Annotated in this window: 14 protein-coding genes, 4 tRNA genes and 3 pseudogenes; 15 read left to right on the top strand and 6 right to left on the bottom strand. The window is 58.9% G+C overall.

The window, feature by feature from the left end:
• Positions 1 to 84: 84 nt before the first annotated feature.
• The 7 genes and pseudogenes from AB4N76_RS09720 to thiO all read left to right on the top strand — a co-directional run bounded on the left by AB4N76_RS09720 (position 85) and on the right by thiO (position 6,832).
• Entirely contained in the window at positions 85 to 558 is a 474-nt protein-coding gene (locus tag AB4N76_RS09720; RefSeq protein ID WP_046028544.1) for a GspH/FimT family pseudopilin, read from the top strand.
• Complete coding sequence (gene pilV, locus AB4N76_RS09715; RefSeq protein ID WP_046028543.1) at positions 555 to 1,004, top strand: type IV pilus modification protein PilV; 450 nt, start codon at positions 555 to 557, stop codon at positions 1,002 to 1,004. The genes AB4N76_RS09720 and pilV overlap by 4 nt, the downstream gene beginning before the upstream one ends.
• Positions 1,001 to 1,714 carry a prepilin-type N-terminal cleavage/methylation domain-containing protein gene (locus AB4N76_RS09710; protein ID WP_460164417.1) on the top strand — a complete coding sequence of 238 codons (714 nt, stop codon included), beginning with the start codon at positions 1,001 to 1,003 and terminating at the stop codon, positions 1,712 to 1,714. Before pilV ends, AB4N76_RS09710 begins: the two co-directional genes overlap by 4 nt.
• Positions 1,711 to 2,181, top strand: a complete 471-nt coding sequence (locus AB4N76_RS09705; protein WP_460164416.1) for a pilus assembly PilX family protein — start codon at positions 1,711 to 1,713, stop codon at positions 2,179 to 2,181. Before AB4N76_RS09710 ends, AB4N76_RS09705 begins: the two co-directional genes overlap by 4 nt.
• Positions 2,168 to 5,260, top strand: a complete 3,093-nt coding sequence (locus AB4N76_RS09700; RefSeq protein ID WP_460164415.1) for a pilus assembly protein — start codon at positions 2,168 to 2,170, stop codon at positions 5,258 to 5,260. Before AB4N76_RS09705 ends, AB4N76_RS09700 begins: the two co-directional genes overlap by 14 nt.
• Positions 5,261 to 5,274: 14 nt before the next feature.
• Positions 5,275 to 5,676 (top strand): type IV pilin protein, encoded by a 402-nt coding sequence (locus tag AB4N76_RS09695; RefSeq protein ID WP_046028535.1) that lies wholly within the window; start codon positions 5,275 to 5,277, stop codon positions 5,674 to 5,676.
• Between the two features lie 56 nt (positions 5,677 to 5,732).
• Positions 5,733 to 6,832, top strand: a pseudogene (thiO, locus tag AB4N76_RS09690) (glycine oxidase ThiO).
• Positions 6,833 to 6,853: 21 nt separating this feature from the next.
• On the opposite strand, the gene AB4N76_RS09685 reads toward thiO, so the two are convergent.
• The 4 genes from AB4N76_RS09685 to AB4N76_RS09670 all read right to left on the bottom strand — a co-directional run bounded on the left by AB4N76_RS09685 (position 6,854) and on the right by AB4N76_RS09670 (position 11,153).
• A complete protein-coding gene (locus AB4N76_RS09685; RefSeq protein ID WP_460164414.1) occupies positions 6,854 to 8,194 on the bottom strand; it encodes a sigma-54-dependent transcriptional regulator in 1,341 nt (446 codons plus the stop codon).
• A 2-nt stretch (positions 8,195 to 8,196) separates the two neighbouring features.
• Entirely contained in the window at positions 8,197 to 9,786 is a 1,590-nt protein-coding gene (locus AB4N76_RS09680; RefSeq protein ID WP_046028531.1) for a sensor histidine kinase, read from the bottom strand.
• Entirely contained in the window at positions 9,776 to 10,009 is a 234-nt protein-coding gene (locus AB4N76_RS09675; protein ID WP_046028530.1) for a PP0621 family protein, read from the bottom strand. Before AB4N76_RS09675 ends, AB4N76_RS09680 begins: the two co-directional genes overlap by 11 nt.
• Before the next feature lie 121 nt (positions 10,010 to 10,130).
• Complete coding sequence (locus AB4N76_RS09670) at positions 10,131 to 11,153, bottom strand: outer membrane protein assembly factor BamD (RefSeq protein WP_046028529.1); 1,023 nt, start codon at positions 11,151 to 11,153, stop codon at positions 10,131 to 10,133.
• Positions 11,154 to 11,304: 151 nt separating this feature from the next.
• Here AB4N76_RS09670 and rluD point away from each other — a divergent pair, with 151 nt between their 5' ends.
• The 8 genes and pseudogenes from rluD (at position 11,305) to AB4N76_RS09630 (ending at position 18,356) form a co-directional block, all read left to right on the top strand.
• Entirely contained in the window at positions 11,305 to 12,267 is a 963-nt protein-coding gene (rluD, locus tag AB4N76_RS09665; protein ID WP_460164413.1) for a 23S rRNA pseudouridine(1911/1915/1917) synthase RluD, read from the top strand.
• Positions 12,264 to 12,984, top strand: a pseudogene (gene pgeF, locus AB4N76_RS09660) (peptidoglycan editing factor PgeF). The gene rluD and the pseudogene pgeF overlap by 4 nt, the downstream one beginning before the upstream one ends.
• 296 nt (positions 12,985 to 13,280) lie before the next feature.
• Positions 13,281 to 15,844, top strand: a pseudogene (gene clpB, locus AB4N76_RS09655) (ATP-dependent chaperone ClpB).
• 298 nt (positions 15,845 to 16,142) lie between these two features.
• Positions 16,143 to 16,218: transfer RNA gene (locus AB4N76_RS09650), tRNA-Asn, on the top strand.
• A gap of 9 nt (positions 16,219 to 16,227) precedes the next feature.
• A tRNA-Pro gene (locus tag AB4N76_RS09645) sits at positions 16,228 to 16,304 on the top strand.
• 5 nt (positions 16,305 to 16,309) lie between these two features.
• Positions 16,310 to 16,385 (top strand) — tRNA-Lys (locus tag AB4N76_RS09640).
• Positions 16,386 to 16,481: 96 nt separating this feature from the next.
• Positions 16,482 to 16,558, top strand: a tRNA-Pro gene (locus tag AB4N76_RS09635).
• Positions 16,559 to 16,730: 172 nt separating this feature from the next.
• The gene (locus tag AB4N76_RS09630) at positions 16,731 to 18,356 is read left to right on the top strand and encodes a methyl-accepting chemotaxis protein (protein ID WP_046028523.1); all 1,626 of its coding nucleotides are present in this window, start codon (positions 16,731 to 16,733) and stop codon (positions 18,354 to 18,356) included.
• Between the two features lie 59 nt (positions 18,357 to 18,415).
• On the opposite strand, the gene AB4N76_RS09625 is transcribed toward AB4N76_RS09630, so the two are convergent.
• Positions 18,416 to 18,814, bottom strand: coding sequence for an HvfA family oxazolone/thioamide-modified RiPP metallophore (locus tag AB4N76_RS09625; RefSeq protein ID WP_460164412.1), 399 nt, complete (start codon positions 18,812 to 18,814; stop codon positions 18,416 to 18,418).
• Positions 18,815 to 19,141: 327 nt separating this feature from the next.
• A complete protein-coding gene (locus tag AB4N76_RS09620; protein ID WP_046028521.1) occupies positions 19,142 to 20,440 on the bottom strand; it encodes an NAD(P)/FAD-dependent oxidoreductase in 1,299 nt (432 codons plus the stop codon).
• Positions 20,441 to 20,452 lie beyond the last annotated feature (12 nt).

Raw genomic sequence — 20,452 nt, 5'->3', positions numbered from 1 at the left:
AGTCATAGCCAAACAACCTGCCTGCGCCGGTCGAATGTTCTAGCGTGTAGAGGCAGGTATAGCCGACGGCAACGGAGGGCATCGATGGATCATCGTACAAAAGGTTTCACGCTGATCGAGTTGTTGGTCACGCTCGCGGTGTTTCTGATCCTGGTGACCCTGGCCGTGCCCGCGTTTACCCGTTCGGTACAAACCACGAGGACCGACACTGAGGTCGGCGACCTGCAACGGGGACTCAATTTCGCAAGACTGGAGGCAATCGACCGAGGCATCACCACCCGGGTTCGTCCAACGGCCGGCGGTAGCGTATGGACCGGTGAGTTGACGGTTTATGACGGTACCGGCACGCCGGCCAATGTATTACGGGTTGTTCCAGCGATGAGCAGTGGCGCCACTCTGACGCTAACCTCAGGTGTGACCGCTCTGGACTTCAACAATCTGGGCGGTTTGTCGACGCCGTCCACCGCCGTGGTCATCAACTATGTACTGGGGACGCAAAGCAGGACGCTGAACGTGTGTTTGAACGGACGAATTCTATTGGGTGGAAGTTGCGGATGAGGGTATGGAGCAAGCGTGCACAGGAGGGCATGACGCTGATCGAAGTCTTGGTTGCGTTGTTGATACTGACAGTGGGGCTACTGGGGGCTGCGGCGATTCAGCTCAATGCGCTGAAGTACACCGACAGTTCACGGATGACGAGTCAGGCCAGTTTTATCGCCTACGACATGATGGATCGCATCCGCGCCAACGCCGCTGCCGATTACACGGTCGCGCCACCGACCTCGGGCAACCTGAGTGTCGCGCGGGACCAGGACCTCTACGATTTCACCACCAACATCATCAATTTCGGCGGCCCGACGGCCACCGGCAGCGTGGCACTGAACCAGCGGGTCTACACCATCACCATCAATTGGGATGACTCACGCGCCGCCAATTCCGCCAACTCGCGCCGCAGTTTCGTGCTGACCAGTCGCGCCACCGTCGACCCGGTTTCCACGCCATGAGCCGCAGCAACCGAGGGTTCGGCCTGATCGAGTTGCTGATCGCGCTGGCGTTGAGCCTGATCGTGGTACTGGGTGGGGCGCAGATTTTCATCGCAGCGAAAAATACTTACGTCAGCCAGAACGTCTCCGCCGGCATGCAGGAGGACGCGCGTTTTGTGTTGAGCAAAATGATTCAGGAAATCCGTATGGTCGGTATGTTCGGTTGCCTGGGCGCCATCACTGACGCCAGTTCGGCAGGTGATTTCAACGCCAGTCAAATAACCCCCATCAGTTGGGATAACGCGAGCCTCAAGCTGACCCTGGTGACGGCGGATGTCGGCGGCACGGGCGCAGTGCCGACCTGGACAGTGGTGTCTGACTGCCGAAACTCGGCGACCGCGTACACAGGCGTGCGGACACCAGCGACGGGATTTCTGGCGTTTCCGATACGGCGATGGGTCTACAGCTTCAGCAATAACCAGATCCTGATGGGAACCGGAGCCGGCACGCCAACCCAGTTCGTGCTGGTGAACAACGTGAGTGCTTTTAACGTGAGCTTTGGCCTCGCCAGTTCGGCCGCCGATGTCGCGGCCTCCAGCTACAGCAGTAATCCGTCGGATCCGGCACGCATTCGCAGCGTACGGCTGAGCCTGACCCTCACTGACCCGAACAACCGGGTGCGCAATCAAACCTTCAGCGTGGTTGCCGCCTTGCGCAACCGCTTGCCATGAGGGTCGCCACCATGACGCCTGACGCTCAGCGTGGCATGGCATTGCTGGTCAGCCTGGTGTTTCTGCTATTGCTGACGCTGATCGGCCTTTCTTCGATGCAGAACGCCACCCTGCAGGAGAAAATGGCCGGCAGCGTGAGTTTGCGCAACCAGTCGTTCCAGGGCGCCGAAGCGGCGTTGCGCGTGGGTGAAAGTGCAGTGCAACTCGACACCTATTCTCTGCCGGTTTGCAGTCAGTGCGCACCGCCGCCCGAGGCCACGGTCATCACTGCCGCCGGTCTCAACTCCAGCTCCGGGGTGACGTGGGTCGCTTCCGGCAGTGGTTTTTACGGGGTGCAAAACATCGGCACCACGCTCACCGCCGTCAATGTGCCGAGCAATACCTCCGCGACGCTTTACCGGGTGACCGCCGTCGGCATCGCGGGCAACTCGCGCAGCGTCGTGGAGAGTATTTATGCGAAGTACTGAAAGGCTTGCCAGGGTTTGGCGGCTGCTGTGTGGCGCGGTGTTCGGGTTGTATCTATCAGCCCCGGTCTACGCCTTCACGCCTTCGGATTCACCGCTGTTAAGCGCAGCGGCAGTCGCGCCGAACGTGATGTTGTTGATCGACGATTCGGGCAGCATGAACAGCATCATTTATGCCGCCGGGTTCGATCCCACGGTCACTGGGCGGACCCCCGCCAGGCAGTGCAATTATTTCGCCGGGCTGTGTTCGAACGGGAGCGATATCGTCGGTGATTCAATCTTCCTTTCCAGCCTGCCGCAGTCCGGTTGTTCCGGTGGCGGCTACGCGTTTTACAACAACAGCGTGGCGCCGCTGTGCCTGAAGTTGCCTGACCCGGTCGGTAATGAAAATACTCGGTACTCCGACGATTACCTGTCTTATCTGGTGGGGCTGGCCAACGGCAGCAACCGCGACTTCACCACAGGCTCGATTCCCAACGATTACCGCATGAACGTGGCGCGAAATGTGTCCACAGCCCTGGTGAGCAGTAACCGCGGACTGCGCATGGGCCTGGCGACCTTCAATCCGGCCAATAACAACAACTCTGGCAATGGCGGTTTCATCGCCCGGTCGGTCAGCGACCTGTCGGTAGTGAGCGGCAGCGTCACGCAGTCTCAGGCCGATACCAATTACAACAACCTGATCGCCTCCATCAATGGTTTGAGTGCCGTGGCCAACACGCCATTGGCGGAAACCTATTACGAAGTCACCCGGTATTTCCGGGGGCTGGCGCCTTACTACAACTCGACGCCCACCACTTACACCAGCCCGATCCAGTACCGCTGCCAGAAAAACTACGGGGTAGTCATCACCGATGGCCTGCCGACATTTGATCGGACCTTTCCGGCCAATGACCCCTTGGCAAAAACTTCACTGCCGAACTGGGATGGCGTGAACAACGATGGCAACAACCCCGAAGGTGATCGCGAAGGGGACACCCTTTACCTCGACGACATCGCCAAGTTCGCTTTTGACATCGACATGCGCTCCACCGGCACCGACGCGGCGGGCAAGAGCTGGAACGCAGTGGATTTCCCGAAGCAGAACATGAATACCTACACCGTAGGTTTTACCGCCGCGAATCAGATGTTGTCGGACGCGGCCGGTTATGGGCAGGGCAAGTACTATCAGGCGACCGATAGCGCAGGGCTCAACAGCGCCTTGTCGTCGGCATTGAGCGACATCACCTCCAAGGCCGGTTCCGGTGGCAGCGGCGTCTCCAGTGGCACGACCCTGGCCAGTGGTTCGAGCTACTTCCAGACCAGTTATGACCCGAAAGACTGGCGCGGCACCGTCAAGTCCTTCGGTTTTAATTCGGCGGGCGCGGTGAATACTTCGGCCGTGCTGTGGACAACTGACACGACCATCGTCCCGGGTGCCACGGCTCCCACCTACCAATCCTGGAACACCCTGAACAACGCTGCCGTCACGCTGACCTACAGCAGCTTTTCCCCGGCGCAGCAGACGTCGTTGAATCAAGGCTTGCCCACCGGCATCACCGGCAATGATCTGGTCGAGTGGAGCAAAGGCATCAACAAAACCGGGCTCAAGGTACGCAGCGTATTGCTCGGAGACATCATCAACTCACCTCTGGTGCTGGCGTCCCCGACGGAAAAAACCGCCTCCGATCTGGCCGGGGACACCACTTACAGCACTTACCTGAACACCAAGGCCGCCACCATGAATTCCAGCTTGGTGGTGAACGCCAACGACGGCTTTGTGAATGTCATCAACTCGGCCACCGGTGCCCGGCGTTATGCCTACATGCCTTCCAGCGTTTTGCCATCGCTGCGTTACATCGCCGATCCGACTTATATCAACGGCGTGAGCCACAAGTTTCTGGTCGACGGTCAGGTCGGCGTGTTCGACGCCCAGCTCGGCGGCGCCTGGAAAACCCTGGCCATCGGCGGCACCGGGGCGGGCGGCAAAACCTTTTATGCCCTGCAATTGTTCGATGCAGCGGCGGGGAACGTCTTTAAAGCGCTGTGGGAAATCACTGCGCCTGCCATAGCCAGTACCGCGAACGTTTTCAATGATCTGGGTTATGCCTATGCGCGGCCGGAGGTGGCACGCTTGGCCGATGGTCGATGGGCGGCGTTTATTTCCAACGGCTACGGCAGCAACTCCGGGGTCGCGGCGCTGTACGTGGTGGATGTTCGTGACGGTTCGCTGATCAGGAAAGTCGTGGTCGACAGCAGCGAAACTAACAATGGCCTGTCTTCGGTGAATCTCCGGGTCAACTCGCAGAACGTGGTACAGGCCGCTTATGGCGGAGACTTGAAAGGGCGGCTGTGGAAATTCGATCTGAGTGCCACGGCGCCCGATAGCTGGGGTGTGGCCTTTTCAGGTAAGCCGCTGTTTACCACTGCCGGCGGTGCCACTCAGCCCATCACGGCGCAGCCATTGCTGGCGGACAATTCACTGGGCGGCAAGGAGATTTTTTTTGGTACCGGAAAGTTCAACGAGACCGCCGACAAGACCAACAAGGATCTGCAGGCGTTTTATGCGGTGTGGGATGCGGACGGCGGATCGGGTCAAATCACTGTCTCCAGTTTGCAGGCCCAGGCGGTGACGGGGGTGTTCTCGGGCAGCACCGGTCAATTCATCACCACCACTCAGAACGACGTAACTTACCCGGCGGAGAAAGGCTGGTATTTGCCATTGGTGTACAACAACGCGCTGCTCGGCGAACGGGTGCTCAATCAGGCAAGCCTGGTGCTGGGACGAATCATTTTCACCACGGCAGGTGTCGATACCACGGACCCGTGCGCCAGTTTCGGTACCGGCAAACTGGTCGAGCTGGAGGCATTCAGCGGTAAGATGCTCAACTATGCGGTTCTCGATACCAATGGCGACGGTGTGGTAGACAGCACCGATGCGGTGTCGAGCGGGGTGATTTTTACCGGTGGCATTCCGACCCTGAACGCCATCGTCAACGGAGCAACCCGTAAAATCGTGAACGATTCCAGTGGCGGTATCACCACGCTGGTGGAAAAATCCGGCGGCGGCAGCCGTCGCATCATGTGGCGCCAAATACAGTAAGTGAGAATTGAGGCATGCGTAGATCCAACCGAGGTTTCACCCTGATCGAAATCATGATCGTGATTGCGATCATCGGCATCGTCATGACCATCGCCGCCCCGAGCATTACCGAGTACCTGAAGAAGGGCCGGCGCAGCGAAGTCGCCGGGCTGCTATCCGAACAGGCGCAGATCCTTGAACGGTTCTACTCCAAGAACAATGTCTACACCAATGCGACCGGCCTGAGCGCTGGAAACGACTACTACACCATCACCCCGACCCTTGCCGATCAGACTTTCCTGCTGACAGCGGTGCGCAAGGCCGGTACCAGCATGGCAACCGACAAGTGCGGGGATTTCACCCTCACCAATACCGGTGTCAGGAGCATGGTCAATGCGACGGCCGGCTTGACCACCAAGGATTGCTGGGGTCGTTGAATTCCTCTTTCGGGTGCCTTTTGCGCCCTCTGTCTATTTAACGGTTGGATCTGAACATGACCAGGCAACAGCAAGTGGTGATTGTCGGCGGCGGCGTAATTGGGCTGCTGACGGCGTTCAATCTCGCGTCCGAAGTACACAGTGTCGTGCTGCTGGATCGCTCGAACGTCGGGCAGGAGTCTTCATGGGCGGGGGCGGGATTGTTTCGCCACTGTACCCGTGGCGCTACAGCCCGGCGGTCACGGCGTTGGCGCATTGGTCACAGGATTTTTATCCACAGCTTGGTGAGAGACTGTTCGCCGCGACGGGTGTTGATCCTGAAGTTCATACCACCGGCCTGTACTGGCTCGATCTGGATGACGAGGCCGAGGCGCTGGCGTGGGCCAAGCGCGAGAATCGTCCGCTGCGTGCTGTGGATATCTCGGCCGTGCACGACGCGGTGCCGGTGATGGGGGCAGTTTTTTCGCGGGCAATCCATATGGCCGATGTGGCCAATGTGCGCAATCCGAGGCTGGTGAAGTCGTTGAAGGCTGCATTGCAGGCACTGCCGAATGTGACGATCCATGAACAGTGCGAAGTCAGCGGGTTTATCCGTGACGGCGATAAAGTCGTCGGAGTGCAGAGTTCGTCGGGCGCGATTCGCGGTGATCAGGTGGTCCTGACGGCGGGTGCCTGGAGTGGTGATCTGCTGAAAAGTCTTGGGCTGGTGCTGCCGGTCGAGCCGGTGAAAGGGCAGATGATTCTCTACAAGTGCGCGGCGGATTTCCTGCCGAGCATGGTGCTGGCCAAGGGGCGCTATGCCATTCCCCGGCGCGACGGTCATATCTTGATTGGCAGCACGCTGGAGCATGAAGGCTACGACAAGACACCGACAGAGGCAGCATTGGAAAGCTTGAAAGCGTCAGCAGTCGAGTTGATTCCTGCGCTGGCGGACGCCGAGATCGTAGGGCATTGGGCCGGATTACGGCCAGGTTCGCCTGAAGGCATTCCCTACATCGGGCGGGTGCCAGGGTTCGATGGGCTCTGGCTCAATTGCGGGCATTACCGCAATGGCCTGGTGCTGGCGCCGGCGTCGTGTCAGTTGTTGGCCGATGTGATGCTGGATCGCAAGCCGATCATTGATCCTGAGCCCTATGCTCCCATCGGGCGGATTTAATCGCGGCCGATGAAAAGGGCCTCAATCCAGTCCGAATTTTTTCAGTCGGTAACGCATCGACCGAAATGACAGGCTCAACCGTTGAGCCGCCGCCGTGCGGTTCCAGCGGGTTTCCTCCAGCGCCTGGAGGATGAGTTTGCGTTCGACGTTTTCCAGATAGTGTTCAAGATTGTCGATCTGCGTCAGGTCCGGCACGCCGGTCTCTGCCGTGCAATTGCCTTCGGCCAGGCGCAGGTCGCTGACTTCGATCTGCTTGTTTTCACACAGGGTGTAAGCCCGTTCGAGCACGTTCTCCAGTTCCCGCACGTTACCCGGAAATCGGTAGCTTTTCAGTGCCTCCAGGGCCAGAGGGTGGAGCTTTGCGGCAGGTTGGCCGCTGCTGGCTGCCAAGCGCTTGAGCACGTGGCTGGCCAGTGGTTCGATGTCGTCACGGCGTTCGCGCAAGGGCGGAACCGGCAGCTCGATCACGTTGAGCCGGTAATACAAATCCTGACGAAAACGTTCTGCAAAGACTTCGGCATCAAGGTCTTTGTGGGTGGCGCAAAGGATGCGCACATCGACCACCGTTTCCTGTGATTCGCCGATGCTGCGAACCGCTTTCTCCTGAATCGCGCGCAGCAGTTTGACCTGCATCGCCAAAGGCAGATCCGCGACTTCGTCGAGAAACAACGTTCCGCCATGGGCTGCCTGGAACAACCCTCGCTTGTCTTCGATGGCGCCACTGAAACTGCCTTTGCGATGGCCGAAGAACTCGCTCTCCATCAGCTCTGACGGAATCGCCCCGCAGTTGACCGGGACAAATGGATGATGGGCTCGCGGTCCTTGCTCGTGAATCAGCCGTGCGACCAACTCCTTGCCACTGCCGGATTCGCCGCTGATGTACACCGGTGCCTGGCTGCGGGCGAGTTTGTCGATGTGTTTGCGCAGACTGCGCATAGGCAGTGAGTCACCCAGCAGGCGACGATCACTGGCCGTACTGGCTCCGCCCGGTGCAGGCAGGCGCAGGGCACTGGTGACCAGTTCCCGCAGGCGAGTGAGGTCGACCGGTTTCGTCAGGAAGTCGAAGGCGCCAGCCTTGAGCGCGTTGATCGCAGTTTCGAGACTGCCGTAGGCGGTGATCATCGCCACCGGCACTTGCGGATAACGCTGCTGGATATGCTGCACCAGTTCGAGGCCGGTGCCGTCAGGCAAGCGCATGTCGGTCAGGCACAGGTCGAATGTTTCCCGGGCCAGCAAGGCTTGGGCATCGCCCAGGTTACGGGCACTGAAGGTATCGAGTTTCATCCGTCCGAGGGTGATTTCGAGGAGTTCGCGGATATCCGGTTCGTCGTCGACGATCAGGACTTTTGGCCGTGGGCTCATGTTCAACTTTGTTTCCGTCCGTGAGCAAAAGTGATGCGAAAGCAGCCGCCGCCTTGGCGTGGTTGGAAGTCTAGGCGGGCCTGGTTGCTTTCGCACAGCTCACGGGACAGATAGAGCCCCAGGCCTGTGCCTTGGCTACTGGTGGTAAAGAACGGTTCGAACAAATGCACCTGCTGGTCCGGAGCCACGCCGGGCCCATCGTCCAGCACTTCCAGTATGGGCAACTGGCTGTCGACATCGACAAACAGCTCAAGCCAGACCTGGGCTTCGTCGTGATTGAGGGCGCTATGGCGCCAGGCATTGCGCAACAAATTGTCCAGAATCTGGGTGAGCTGGTTCGGGTCCATCAAGGTGTTGAAGTCGCCTGGCCCGGTACGCAGGTGAATGTGCTGACCCAGAGGGGCGCCCTCGCGGGTTTCGGCGACGAATCGTTCCAGCCACGGCTTCAGATCGAGCCGTTGCGATACGGTTTGCTGGCGGCGGGACAGTTGCAGGACGTTTTCGATAACCCGATTCATTCGCGCTGAGTGATCTTGAATAATCTGGGTCAGACGCCGATCCACGCCATTGAGTTCCTCGGATTCGCGCAGCAATTGCGCGGCATGACTGATGGCACCCAGTGGGTTGCGGATTTCATGGGCAATACCTGCCGTCAGTCGACCGAGGGCGGCGAGTTTCAACTGCTGTGCCTGTTGTGCGACCTGAGCGAGGTCCTCGAGAAACACCAGGGTCTGATGGTTTGGGCTCTGGTCCAGAGCGATGAAACTGGGTTGCAGTTCCAGGCCACTGCTGGCGTTTTTCAGGCTTTGCGGGCGCAACGTCGGATTGTTGAGCCAGAGCTGAAGACGTTCGACCAGTGCGGGTGAAAAGTCGTCGATCCGATGTCCATCGAGTGCTTTATGCCCCAGCAAGGTCAAGGCGCTGTGATTGGCCAGTTGCACACGTCGTTGTTCATCCAGCACCAGAATGCCGGTGCGCATGCGTTGCAGGATCAGCGCATTGAGTGCTTCGAGGCCTACCACTTCGCTGGCTCGCTGTTCGGCGAGGTGTTCGCTGACCTCCAGTCGCCTGGTCAAGCCTTGTACCAGCCATGCTGCGGCAAAGCACAGCGCGCCGAGCGTGCTGACTTGCAGGTAGTCGTTGGGGCTGGTCGGGTGGCTGAAGCTCAGGAGGAAACTCAAGCCGACGATCCCCAGTGCGCCGACAGCGGCTATCAACAGGCCGGTACGTCCACGCAGCAGGGCATTGCTGATGGCCACCGACACGATCAATAGATTGCCGATGGCGCTGGCCACGCCGCCTGCGGCGTAGAACAAACCACAGAGCAGCAAGACGTCGACCAGTGCCAGACTGAAGAGCTGTGCTGGTTTTTGGGTGTTTTCCAGAAACACCACCAGCAGAATATTCAGCACCAGGTACAACCAGCTGCCATTGCGCAGCAGGTCGTCTCTGGCGAACGTCAGTAACTGGTTGTCCAGGTTGCTGGTAGTCAGCAACACCAAGGTGATGCCGACGCTTAAGCGATAGAGGTGATAAAGGCGCAGCAGCCGCTGAGCCTGTTTGCCGCCGGGACTGGACGTCTCAGCGACCACTCGGGCCCGGGCCTTGCTCAAGGTGAGCCTGGCTGCAATACCATTGCTGTTGAAGACTCAGCGCACGGTCGCGAGGCAGGTGCACGCCACAATGGGCGCAGCGGACCATGGGGGCGGCCTCCAGCTCAGGGGAGGACTTGGGGGCGGAAGCCGAGCCCTTGAATTTGCGCCAGAACCATACCGCAGCGGCAATCAGGGCGATCCAGAACAGTAAACGAAGCATGATGAGCTGCTATTTGGCGAGTGATTCAGCAGTTTAGCCAAGGACATGCCGAGCGCACAGCCTAATAATCACGCCCACAAAAAAGGAGCCTCGCAAGGCTCCTTTTGTACAACCTGAGGTGTCAGTCGAACACGCCAAAGGTCATGTAGCTGAACCAGGAACGGTCGCTGTTGTTGCCTTCGGCCTCGTGATTCTCTTCTTCGATCGCGTCGCCATTTCCGTCTTTAGGCTTCAGCTCGCTCGGAATTGCGTCCTTGGCGTCCTGGAATTGTCGCTGCACGTCCTGGTTGGCGCGGGTTTCGCCCGGCGGCAGCGGTGGGCTGGATTCGATCAGGCCCAGCGTGGCCTTGCTCAACCACGAACGGTTGTCGGCTTCGGCGACCGAAGGCTTGAACTGACCGTCTTCCAGGCTTGGGTGGTTCGGGTAGTTGAGCTTCAGGGTTTCAAGGCTGGTGGCCGCCAGCTCGTCCAGGTGCATGCGCATGTAGGCTTCAGTCATGACCGCCAGGCCGTCACCGACCGAAGGCGTCTCCTGGAAGTTTTCTACCACGTAACGGCCACGGTTTGCGGCGGCGACATAGGCCTGACGGGTCAGGTAATAGTCGGCAACGTGAATCTCGTAGGCCGCCAGCAGGTTACGCAGGTAAATCATGCGCTGCTTGGCGTCTGGCGAGTAACGGCTGTTCGGGAAGCGGCTGGTCAGCTGGGCGAACTCGTTGTAGGAGTCGCGGGCAGCGCCCGGGTCACGCTTGGTCATGTCCAGCGGCAGGAAACGCGACAGCAGGCCAACGTCCTGATCAAAGGAAGTCAGACCTTTCAGGTAGTAGGCGTAATCCACGTTCGGGTGCTGCGGGTGCAGACGAATGAAACGCTCGGCAGCAGACTTTGCAGCTTCTGGCTCGGTGTTCTTGTAGTTGGCGTAGATGAGCTCGAGTTGAGCCTGATCAGCGTAGCGACCGAACGGATAACGCGATTCCAGAGCCTTCAGCTTCGCGATGGCGCTGGTATAGCTACTATTGTCGAGATCTTGCTGAGCCTGCTGGTACAGCTCGACTTCGCTAAGGTTTTCGTCTACGACTTCCTTCGATGAGCAAGCAGCGGTCAATGCGAGGATGGCGATCAGCAGCAGGTGTTTCACTTGCATGGCGGCTTGCGTCCCTATGACGGCCGCTGTCTTGGGCGAGGCCGTCCTGTTATGATGAGCGCCCCGTTGAATAGCCTCGGGGCAAAAGACGCCGTATTTAACCACAAGCGCGCAGCCGAAACCAAAGGCTGTGCCGACGCCTAGTCTGAGCATGTCCGATAAAATTGAACTTCGCGCAGAGGTGCCGTCCGAATTGGGCGGCCAACGCCTCGATCAAGTCGCCGCACAATTATTCGCTGAGCACTCGCGCTCGCGCCTTTCCGCCTGGATCAAAGACGGCCGCCTGACTGTGGATGGGGCGGTTATCCGCCCGCGAGACATCGTTCACGGTGGCGCCATTCTTGAACTGACTGCCGAGCAGGAAGCTCAGGGCGAATGGATCGCTCAAGACATCGAGCTGGACATCGTCTATGAAGATGACGACATCCTGGTGATCAACAAGCCTGCGGGCCTGGTGGTGCATCCGGCTGCCGGTCACGCTGATGGCACCTTGCTCAACGCCTTGCTGCATCACGTGCCGGACATTATCAATGTGCCCCGCGCCGGTATCGTGCATCGCCTGGACAAGGACACCACCGGTCTGATGGTGGTGGCCAAGACCATTCAAGCGCAGACACAGCTTGTCACGCAATTGCAGAGCCGCAGCGTAAGCCGGATCTACGAATGCATCGTGATCGGTGTGGTGACGGCGGGTGGCAAGATCAACGCGCCCATCGGTCGTCACGGTCAGCAACGCCAGCGTATGGCCGTGATGGAAGGGGGCAAGCAAGCCGTCAGCCATTACCGCGTGCTCGAGCGTTTCCGCTCCCACACCCACGTTCGGGTGAAGCTGGAAACCGGTCGTACCCACCAGATTCGTGTGCACATGGCTCACATCAACTTCCCGTTGGTCGGAGACCTCGCCTACGGCGGTCGCTTCCGCATCCCGCCGGCAGCTAACCCGACCATGGTCGAATCGTTGAAGGCGTTCCCGCGCCAGGCCCTGCATGCACGGTTCCTGGAGCTGGATCACCCGACTACTGGCGTGCGCATGAGCTGGGAATCGCCACTGCCGGACGATTTCGTCTGGTTGCTGACCCTGCTCAAGCAAGACCGTGAGGCGTTCATCGGATGAGTGACTGGCTGATTCCCGACTGGCCTGCGCCTGCCGGGGTGAAAGCCTGTGTGACCACCCGTGCGGGCGGCGTCAGTCTGGCGCCGTTCGACAGCCTCAATCTCGGCGATCACGTCGATGACAGCCCTGAAGCTGTTGCCGAAAATCGCCGTCGCCTGACCGATCACTTTTCTATTCAACCGGCCTGGTTGCAGCAGGTTCACGGCATCGTCGTGGCTCATGCAGACCCAAGCCAGGTCGCCACGGCTGACGCCAGCTGGACGGCAACACCCGGCATCGCCTGCACGGCGATGACCGCCGACTGTTTACCTGCGCTGTTTTGCGACCGCGCCGGCACTCCGCGTGGCGGCGGCCCATGCCGGTTGGCGTGGATTGGCGGCGGGTGTGCTCGAAGCGACGCTCGACAGCCTGGACGTGCCGCCCGCCGACGTACTGGTCTGGCTTGGCCCGGCCATCGGCCCGCAAGCCTTTGAAGTCGGCCCGGAAGTGCGCGAAACCTTCGTTGAGCAATTGCCGGAAGCCGCCAAAGCCTTTGTGCCGAGTGCCAATGCTGGCAAATTTATGGCTGACATCTATGAGCTGGCGCGTTTGCGTCTGGCTACTCGCGGTGTCACGGCTGTTTATGGTGGCGGTTTCTGCACGGTGACCGATCCACGCTTCTTTTCTTACCGTCGCAGTCCCCGCACCGGCCGATTCGCCTCCCTTATCTGGCTGTAGTGCCCGGTCTCACGAATACTGTTCCTTTTTGACGGCGTCTGTTGCCGTCATGCTGCGTTGCCGCTTCTCGCCATAGCGGGCGATGACTCGTTGCGGCGCCTTGCCTGACGACAACCGCCACTCGTCAAAAGAGGAACGTATTCGTGAGACCGGGCACGAACGCTAGACTTCTCTGATCTGCATCAACGTCACGACGCTTGAAACTCCCAGAATCGACCGCATCTATAACGGTATCTGGCAGGTTTCTTCATTCAGGATGTTTTATAGGTCCGGCCTGCTCAAAAGGAAGGTGACCCATGCGTATAGATCGTTTAACCAGCAAATTGCAGTTAGCACTATCCGACGCCCAATCTCTGGCCGTCGGCCTTGACCATTCCGGCATTGAGCCGGCGCACTTGATGCAAGCCATGCTTGAACAGCAGGGTGGTTCGATCAAACCCCTGCTGATGCAGGTCGGTTTCGACGTCAACAGTTTGCGCAAAGAGCTGACCAAAGAGCTCGATCAACTGCCGAAAATCCAGAACCCGACCGGCGACGTGAACATGTCGCAGGACTTGGCGCGCCTGCTCAATCAGGCTGATCGCCTGGCCCAACAGAAGGGCGATCAGTTCATCTCCAGCGAACTGGTGCTGCTGGCCGCCATGGACGAGAACAGCAAGCTCGGCAAATTGCTGCTGGGTCAGGGCGTGAGCAAGAAAGCCCTGGAAAACGCGATCAACAACCTGCGTGGTGGCGAAGCGGTCAACGATGCCAACCACGAGGAATCGCGCCAGGCGCTGGATAAGTACACCGTCGACCTGACCAAGCGCGCCGAAGAAGGCAAGCTCGACCCGGTGATCGGCCGAGACGACGAAATTCGCCGGACCATTCAGGTCCTGCAACGCCGTACCAAGAACAACCCGGTACTGATCGGTGAACCTGGCGTGGGTAAAACCGCCATTGCCGAAGGTCTGGCCCAGCGCATCATTAATGGTGAAGTGCCGGATGGCCTGAAGGGCAAGCGCCTGCTGTCCCTCGACATGGGGGCGCTGATTGCCGGTGCCAAGTATCGCGGTGAGTTTGAAGAGCGCCTGAAGTCGCTGCTCAACGAGCTGTCGAAGCAGGAAGGGCAGATCATTCTGTTCATCGACGAACTGCACACCATGGTCGGCGCCGGTAAAGGCGAAGGCTCGATGGATGCGGGCAATATGCTCAAGCCTGCGCTGGCTCGCGGTGAACTGCATTGCGTCGGTGCGACCACGCTCAATGAGTACCGCCAATATATAGAGAAGGACGCAGCCCTTGAGCGGCGCTTCCAGAAAGTACTGGTGGACGAACCGAGCGAGGAAGACACCATCGCCATTCTGCGTGGCCTGAAAGAGCGTTACGAGGTTCACCACAAAGTGGCGATTACCGACGGCGCGATCATCGCTGCGGCCAAGCTCAGTCATCGCTACATCACCGACCGCCAGTTGCCGGACAAGGCCATCGACCTGATCGACGAAGCGGCCAGCCGAATTCGTATGGAGATCGACTCCAAGCCGGAAGTACTGGATCGTCTGGAGCGTCGCCTGATTCAGTTGAAGGTGGAATCCCAGGCGCTGAAAAAAGAAAGCGATGAAGCGGCGATGAAACGCCTGGAAAAACTCCAGGAAGAAATCGCGCGTCATGAGCGTGAGTACTCGGACCTCGAAGAAATCTGGAACTCGGAAAAAGCCGAAGTCCAGGGCTCTGCGCAGATCCAGCAGAAAATCGAACAGTCCCGTCAGGAACTGGAAACCGCGCGCCGTAAAGGTGACCTGAACCGCATGGCCGAGCTGCAGTACGGGGTGATCCCGGACCTGGAGCGCAGCCTGCAAATGGTCGATCAGCACGGTAAAAGCGAGAACCAGTTGCTGCGCAGCAAGGTGACCGAAGAAGAGATCGCTGAAGTCGTGTCGAAGTGGACCGGCATTCCGGTGTCGAAAATGCTCGAAGGCGAGCGCGACAAGCTGATGAAGATGGAAAGCCTGTTGCACCAGCGTGTGATCGGTCAGGACGAAGCCGTGGTCGCGGTCTCCAACGCCGTGCGGCGTTCCCGGGCCGGGTTGTCCGACCCGAATCGCCCGAGCGGTTCGTTCATGTTCCTCGGCCCGACCGGTGTCGGTAAAACCGAGCTGTGCAAGGCGTTGGCCGAGTTCCTCTTTGATACGGAAGAGGCCATGGTGCGAATCGACATGTCCGAGTTCATGGAGAAACATTCCGTGGCCCGACTGATCGGTGCGCCACCAGGATACGTAGGCTACGAGGAGGGCGGTTACCTGACCGAGGCGGTGCGTCGCAAGCCTTACTCGGTGATCCTCCTGGATGAGGTCGAGAAGGCCCACCCGGATGTGTTCAACATCTTGCTGCAAGTGCTGGAAGATGGTCGCTTGACCGACAGCCATGGCCGCACGGTGGACTTCAAGAATACCGTGATCGTCATGACCTCCAACCTGGGCTCGGTGCAGATCCAGGAACTGGTCGGTGATCGTGAGGCGCAGCGTGCGGCGGTGATGGATGCGATTTCCAGCCACTTCCGGCCGGAGTTCATTAACCGGGTCGACGAAGTGGTGATCTTCGAGCCGCTGGCGCGGGATCAGATCGCGGGCATTACCGAGATCCAGTTGGGTCGCCTGCGCAGTCGCCTGACCGAGCGCGAGCTCAAGCTGATCTGAGCCCTGAGGCCATGGATAAGCTGATCGCGGTGGGTTACGACCCGGTGTACGGCGCACGTCCGCTCAAACGAGCGATTCAGCGCTGGATCGAGAACCCGCTGGCTCAGCTGATTCTGTCGGGTCGCTTCATGCCCGGCGATACCGCCAAGGGTGTGGTGGAAAACGACGAAATCGTATTCGTCTGATCCATCCTGGCAACAAAACTGACGAGGCCTCGCATTGCGAGGCCTTTTTTTCGCCAGGCTGTTGAACTCTAAGGAAAAGGCTTGTAAAGTGCGCCCCGCAGTAAGTCACCCGGAAGGGTTTCTGCTCCCCAAGCGGAAATCTGAAATAAGTTGCAAATCATTAACTTGAAAGCAATTTAGGGGGTTGACAGAGGTGCTTAAGATTGTAGAATAGCGCGCCTCAGACACACGAACGCAGCGATGCGAACGGGTCGAAGAGAACGCAAAAGCTTCACCGTTGTAAATTGAAATATGTAGTTCCGTGATAGCTCAGTCGGTAGAGCAAATGACTGTTAATCATTGGGTCCCAGGTTCGAGTCCTGGTCACGGAGCCAATTTCAAACCGGGGTATAGCGCAGTCCGGTAGCGCGCCTGCTTTGGGAGCAGGATGTCAGGAGTTCGAATCCCCTTACCCCGACCATTTTTGGGTCGTTAGCTCAGTTGGTAGAGCAGTTGGCTTTTAACCAATTGGTCGTAGGTTCGAATCCCACACGACCCACCATTTTTGAAACCAGTTAACGCTGGAATCGAATCTTAAGATCAGAGGCCAAAAGCGCTGATCGAAGAAGGCGACTTGCAAAGGTCGCCTTTTTTTTACCGGGGTATAGCGCAGTCCGGTAGCGCGCCTGCTTTGGGAGCAGGATGTCAGGAGTTCGAATCCCCTTACCCCGACCATATTAAAAATCCTCGTATCGAAAGATACGGGGATTTTTTTTGTCTGCCGTTTTTTTGTCTGCCGAAAATGCAATTCCCTTCAAGTCATCGTACAACTTGCCGATAGCCAAGCGACGGGGTCCTGCCGTAACTGCCCCTTATCCAAGTCATTACAAGAAAAAGGGCGTTCGTTATGTTGCTTCGTCAGTTGAATATTGCTCCTCGAGCAGCGCTGGGGTTTGCCCTGATCGCTGTGTTGGTCGCTTTGCTCGGCGTATTTGCGCTGGGGCAGATGTCGAGCATTCGCGACAGTGAGGTGGCAGTGGAGAAGCAATGGCTGCCGAGTATTCGCGGTGGGGACGAGATCCGCGAGTTGATGCTGCGCATTCGTACCATTTCATTGCGCATGGCCCTGGACCAAGACCCGAAAAACATTCCGGTCTACCGCGGACAAATGGACACCCGAAACAAAGAACTGAGCGAGAAAATCGCGACTTACGACAAGTTGGTCGACACCCCCGAAGGCCAGGTCTTGTATGACCAGTTCAAAACCACTTTCGCGGCCTATCGCACAGGCATTGCCCAGTCTTTCACCCTTGCCGAGCAAGGTCGCCATGACGAACTGACCAAACTGTTGCTGATCGACATGAAAACCGTGGTCGACGGCTCCGGCAAGCAGCTTAATGACTTGGCCGACCTGTTCGCCAAACAAGTTGCAACTGAGAGTGAGAAGTCCGCAGCGCATTACGACACGTCGCGAACGATCGTCAGCCTGTTCATCGCATTGGCGGCGCTGGCCACCGTCGGCCTGGCAATGTTGCTGACCCGCAGCATCGTCCGTCCATTGAACGAAGCCCTGACCGCAGCGGAAAGTGTGGCGCGAGGCGATTTGACCCGGCCTATCGAAACCCATGGCAATGACGAAGTCAGCCGCTTGCTCAAAGCCCTGGCGACGATGCAGCGCAATTTGCGCGAAACCCTGCAAGCCATCAGCGGTTCGGCCACGCAACTGGCCACCGCGGCGGATGAGTTGAACGCCGTCACGCTTGATAGCACTCAAGGTCTGCAACAACAGAACAACGAGATTGAGCAGGCCGCCACAGCGGTCAATCAAATGACCATCGCCGTGGAAGAAGTTGCGCGCAACGCGGTGTCGACCTCCGATGCCACCCGTCAGTCCAGCGAATCGGCGCATCTGGGGCAGGAGCGGGTCAGCGAAACCGCGAGTGCCATCAGCGCCTTGGCCAATGACGTGCAGCATACCGGTGAGTTGGTGCAGTCCTTGGCCAACCAGTCTCAGGACATCGGCAAAGTGCTGGATGTGATTCGGGCTATCGCCGAGCAAACCAACCTGTTGGCGCTCAACGCGGCGATTGAGGCGGCGCGCGCGGGTGAAAGCGGACGCGGTTTTGCGGTCGTGGCCGATGAAGTGCGTGCGCTGGCGCATCGCACGCAGCAATCGACCCAGGAAATCGAGCAAATGGTCCAAGGCATGCGCAATGGTTCGAGCCTGGCGCTGGACTCGATGAACGCCAGTGCTTCCCGTGCTGCCAGCACGCGGGTCCTGGCGGAGCGGGCAGGTGACGCGCTGCAGACCATCACTGCCTCGGTCCATGAAATTCACGAACGTAATCTGGTGATCGCCAGCGCCGCCGAAGAACAAGCGCAAGTGGCCCGCGAGGTGGACCGCAACCTGGTGAACATTCGTGATCTGTCGGTGCGTTCCTCCACCGGCGCCGATCAGACCAGCGCCTCCAGTCATGAGTTGTCAAAATTGGCCAACGCTCTGCAGGGCTTGGTACAGCGCTTCCAGGTGTAAATCCGCCAGACAAAAAAGCCCCGCTTCTCGTTGGAGAGCGGGGCTGGGTACTCGAAGGCTTAGGCGCCGTCTTGGTCTTTCAGGTGCTCGAACAAGCCTTTTGGCATTTTCTTGCCGTTCGCTTCGAAGTTGGCTTTCACGTTGTCGTAAGCCTCTTTCTCGTCGATGAAGCCATCGTGGTTGGTGTCGATCTTGTCGAAGTTGGACTTCGGCGCAACTTTCTGGAATTCCGCGCGGGATACCTTGCCGTCGCCATCGGTGTCGGTCTTGGCCATCGACGCATCGCCACACTTGCCTTCACCACATTTGCCCTCAGGGGTTTTCACCACCTGTTCGGCCGAAGCCAGCAGATAGCCTTGAGTCAGCGGCTGCGAAGCGAATACGGTGCCGGTCAACATCATGCCACCGGCCAAAACAGCGACAAGCAAACCGATAGTGTTTTTGGTGGTACGGGACATTTCAAATCTCCTGGGTTGCGCGACACAACCGTTCGATAAAGGACGCCACGTGAGTGCGGCGATAACCAGTGCAGGCGGGGTGCCTTGCTCGGGTGTGGCCATTTAGCGGGATGGGTGTATCGCTACTGTGTCGCGCAAGGGGGGAGTTTGTAAGCGAAGGGGCAAATCGCGGGGGCAGATACAGTGAGACACAGAAGTGTTCGCCGGTTAGACCGAGGCGCCTGCATCGCAGGCAAGCCACGCTCCTACATTGGATCTGCGTCGTGCACAGATCAATTGTGGGAGCGTGGCTTGCCCGCGATGAGGCCCTGGCTGACGCCGGAAACTTTAGTGCAGCTTGAGCCGAGGCTCAGTCCCGCGACCAATCTTGCTGCCCAGCATCAGCATCGCCGTGCGGAACGCGCCATACAGCGCCATCTGGTGCATGCGGTACAGCGACACGTAAAACATCCGCGCCAGCCAGCCTTCCAGCATCACGCTGCCGGTCAGGTTACCCATCAAGTTACCCACAGCCGAAAAACGCGACAGCGAGATCAATGAGCCGTAATCGGTGTACTTGTACGTCGGCAATGCCTTGCCTTCGATACGCAGCTTCAGCGATTTGGCCAGCAACGAAGCTTGCTGGTGCGCTGCCTGTGCTCGCGGCGGCACATTACGGTCAGTGCCCGGTTGCGGGCAGGCCGCGCAGTCACCGAAGGCGAAGATGTTCTCGTCGCGCGTGGTTTGCAGGGTCGGCAGTACCTGCAGTTGATTGATGCGGTTGGTTTCCAGGCCGTCGATGTCCTTGAGGAAACCCGGTGCGCGAATGCCCGCCGCCCAGACTTTCAGGCTGGCGTTGATCACTTTGCCATCGGCGGTGATCAGGCTGTCGGCCGTCACTTCACTGACCGCCGCATTGGTCATCACATTGACCCCGAGTTTCTCCAGGGTTTTATGCACAGGCCCACCGATACGTTCCGGCAGGGCGGGCAACACCCGTGGGCCGGCTTCGATCAGGGTGATGTGCATGTTTTCCGGTTTGATCCGGTCCAGGCCATAAGCGGCCAGCTCGTGAGCGGCGTTGTGCAGCTCGGCGGCCAGTTCCACGCCCGTGGCACCGGCGCCGACGATGGCCACGCTGATCTGTTCGACCTTGTCGGTTTGCCCGGCATGGGCACGCAGATAGTGGTTAAGCAGTTGCTGGTGGAAACGTTCGGCCTGTTTTCGGGTATCGAGGAACAGGCAGTGCTGCGCCGCGCCCTGAGTGCCGAAATCGTTGGTGGTGCTGCCGACGGAGATCACCAGCGAGTCGTAGGGCACTTCGCGGGCAGGGACCAATTCCAGGCCGGCCTCGTCATAGGTGGCGGCCAGCTGGATTTTTTTCTGCGTGCGGTCAAGCCCGCTCATGCGCCCCAGCTGGAACTCGAAGTGGTTCCATTTTGCCTGGGCAACATAATTGAGTTCGTCTTCGGAAGAGTTCAGCGACCCGGCCGCCACTTCATGCAGTAACGGCTTCCAGATGTGGGTCAGGTTCGCGTCGACCAGCATCACACTGGCCGTGCCACGCTTGCCCAGAGTCTTACCCAGACGGGTAGCCAACTCCAGACCGCCGGCGCCGCCGCCGACAATAACAATACGATGGGACATGGGGATAACTCG

It is taken from the genome of Pseudomonas sp. S2_F03 (assembly GCF_054668335.1).
This window is presented reverse-complemented; position numbering and strand designations above follow the sequence as displayed.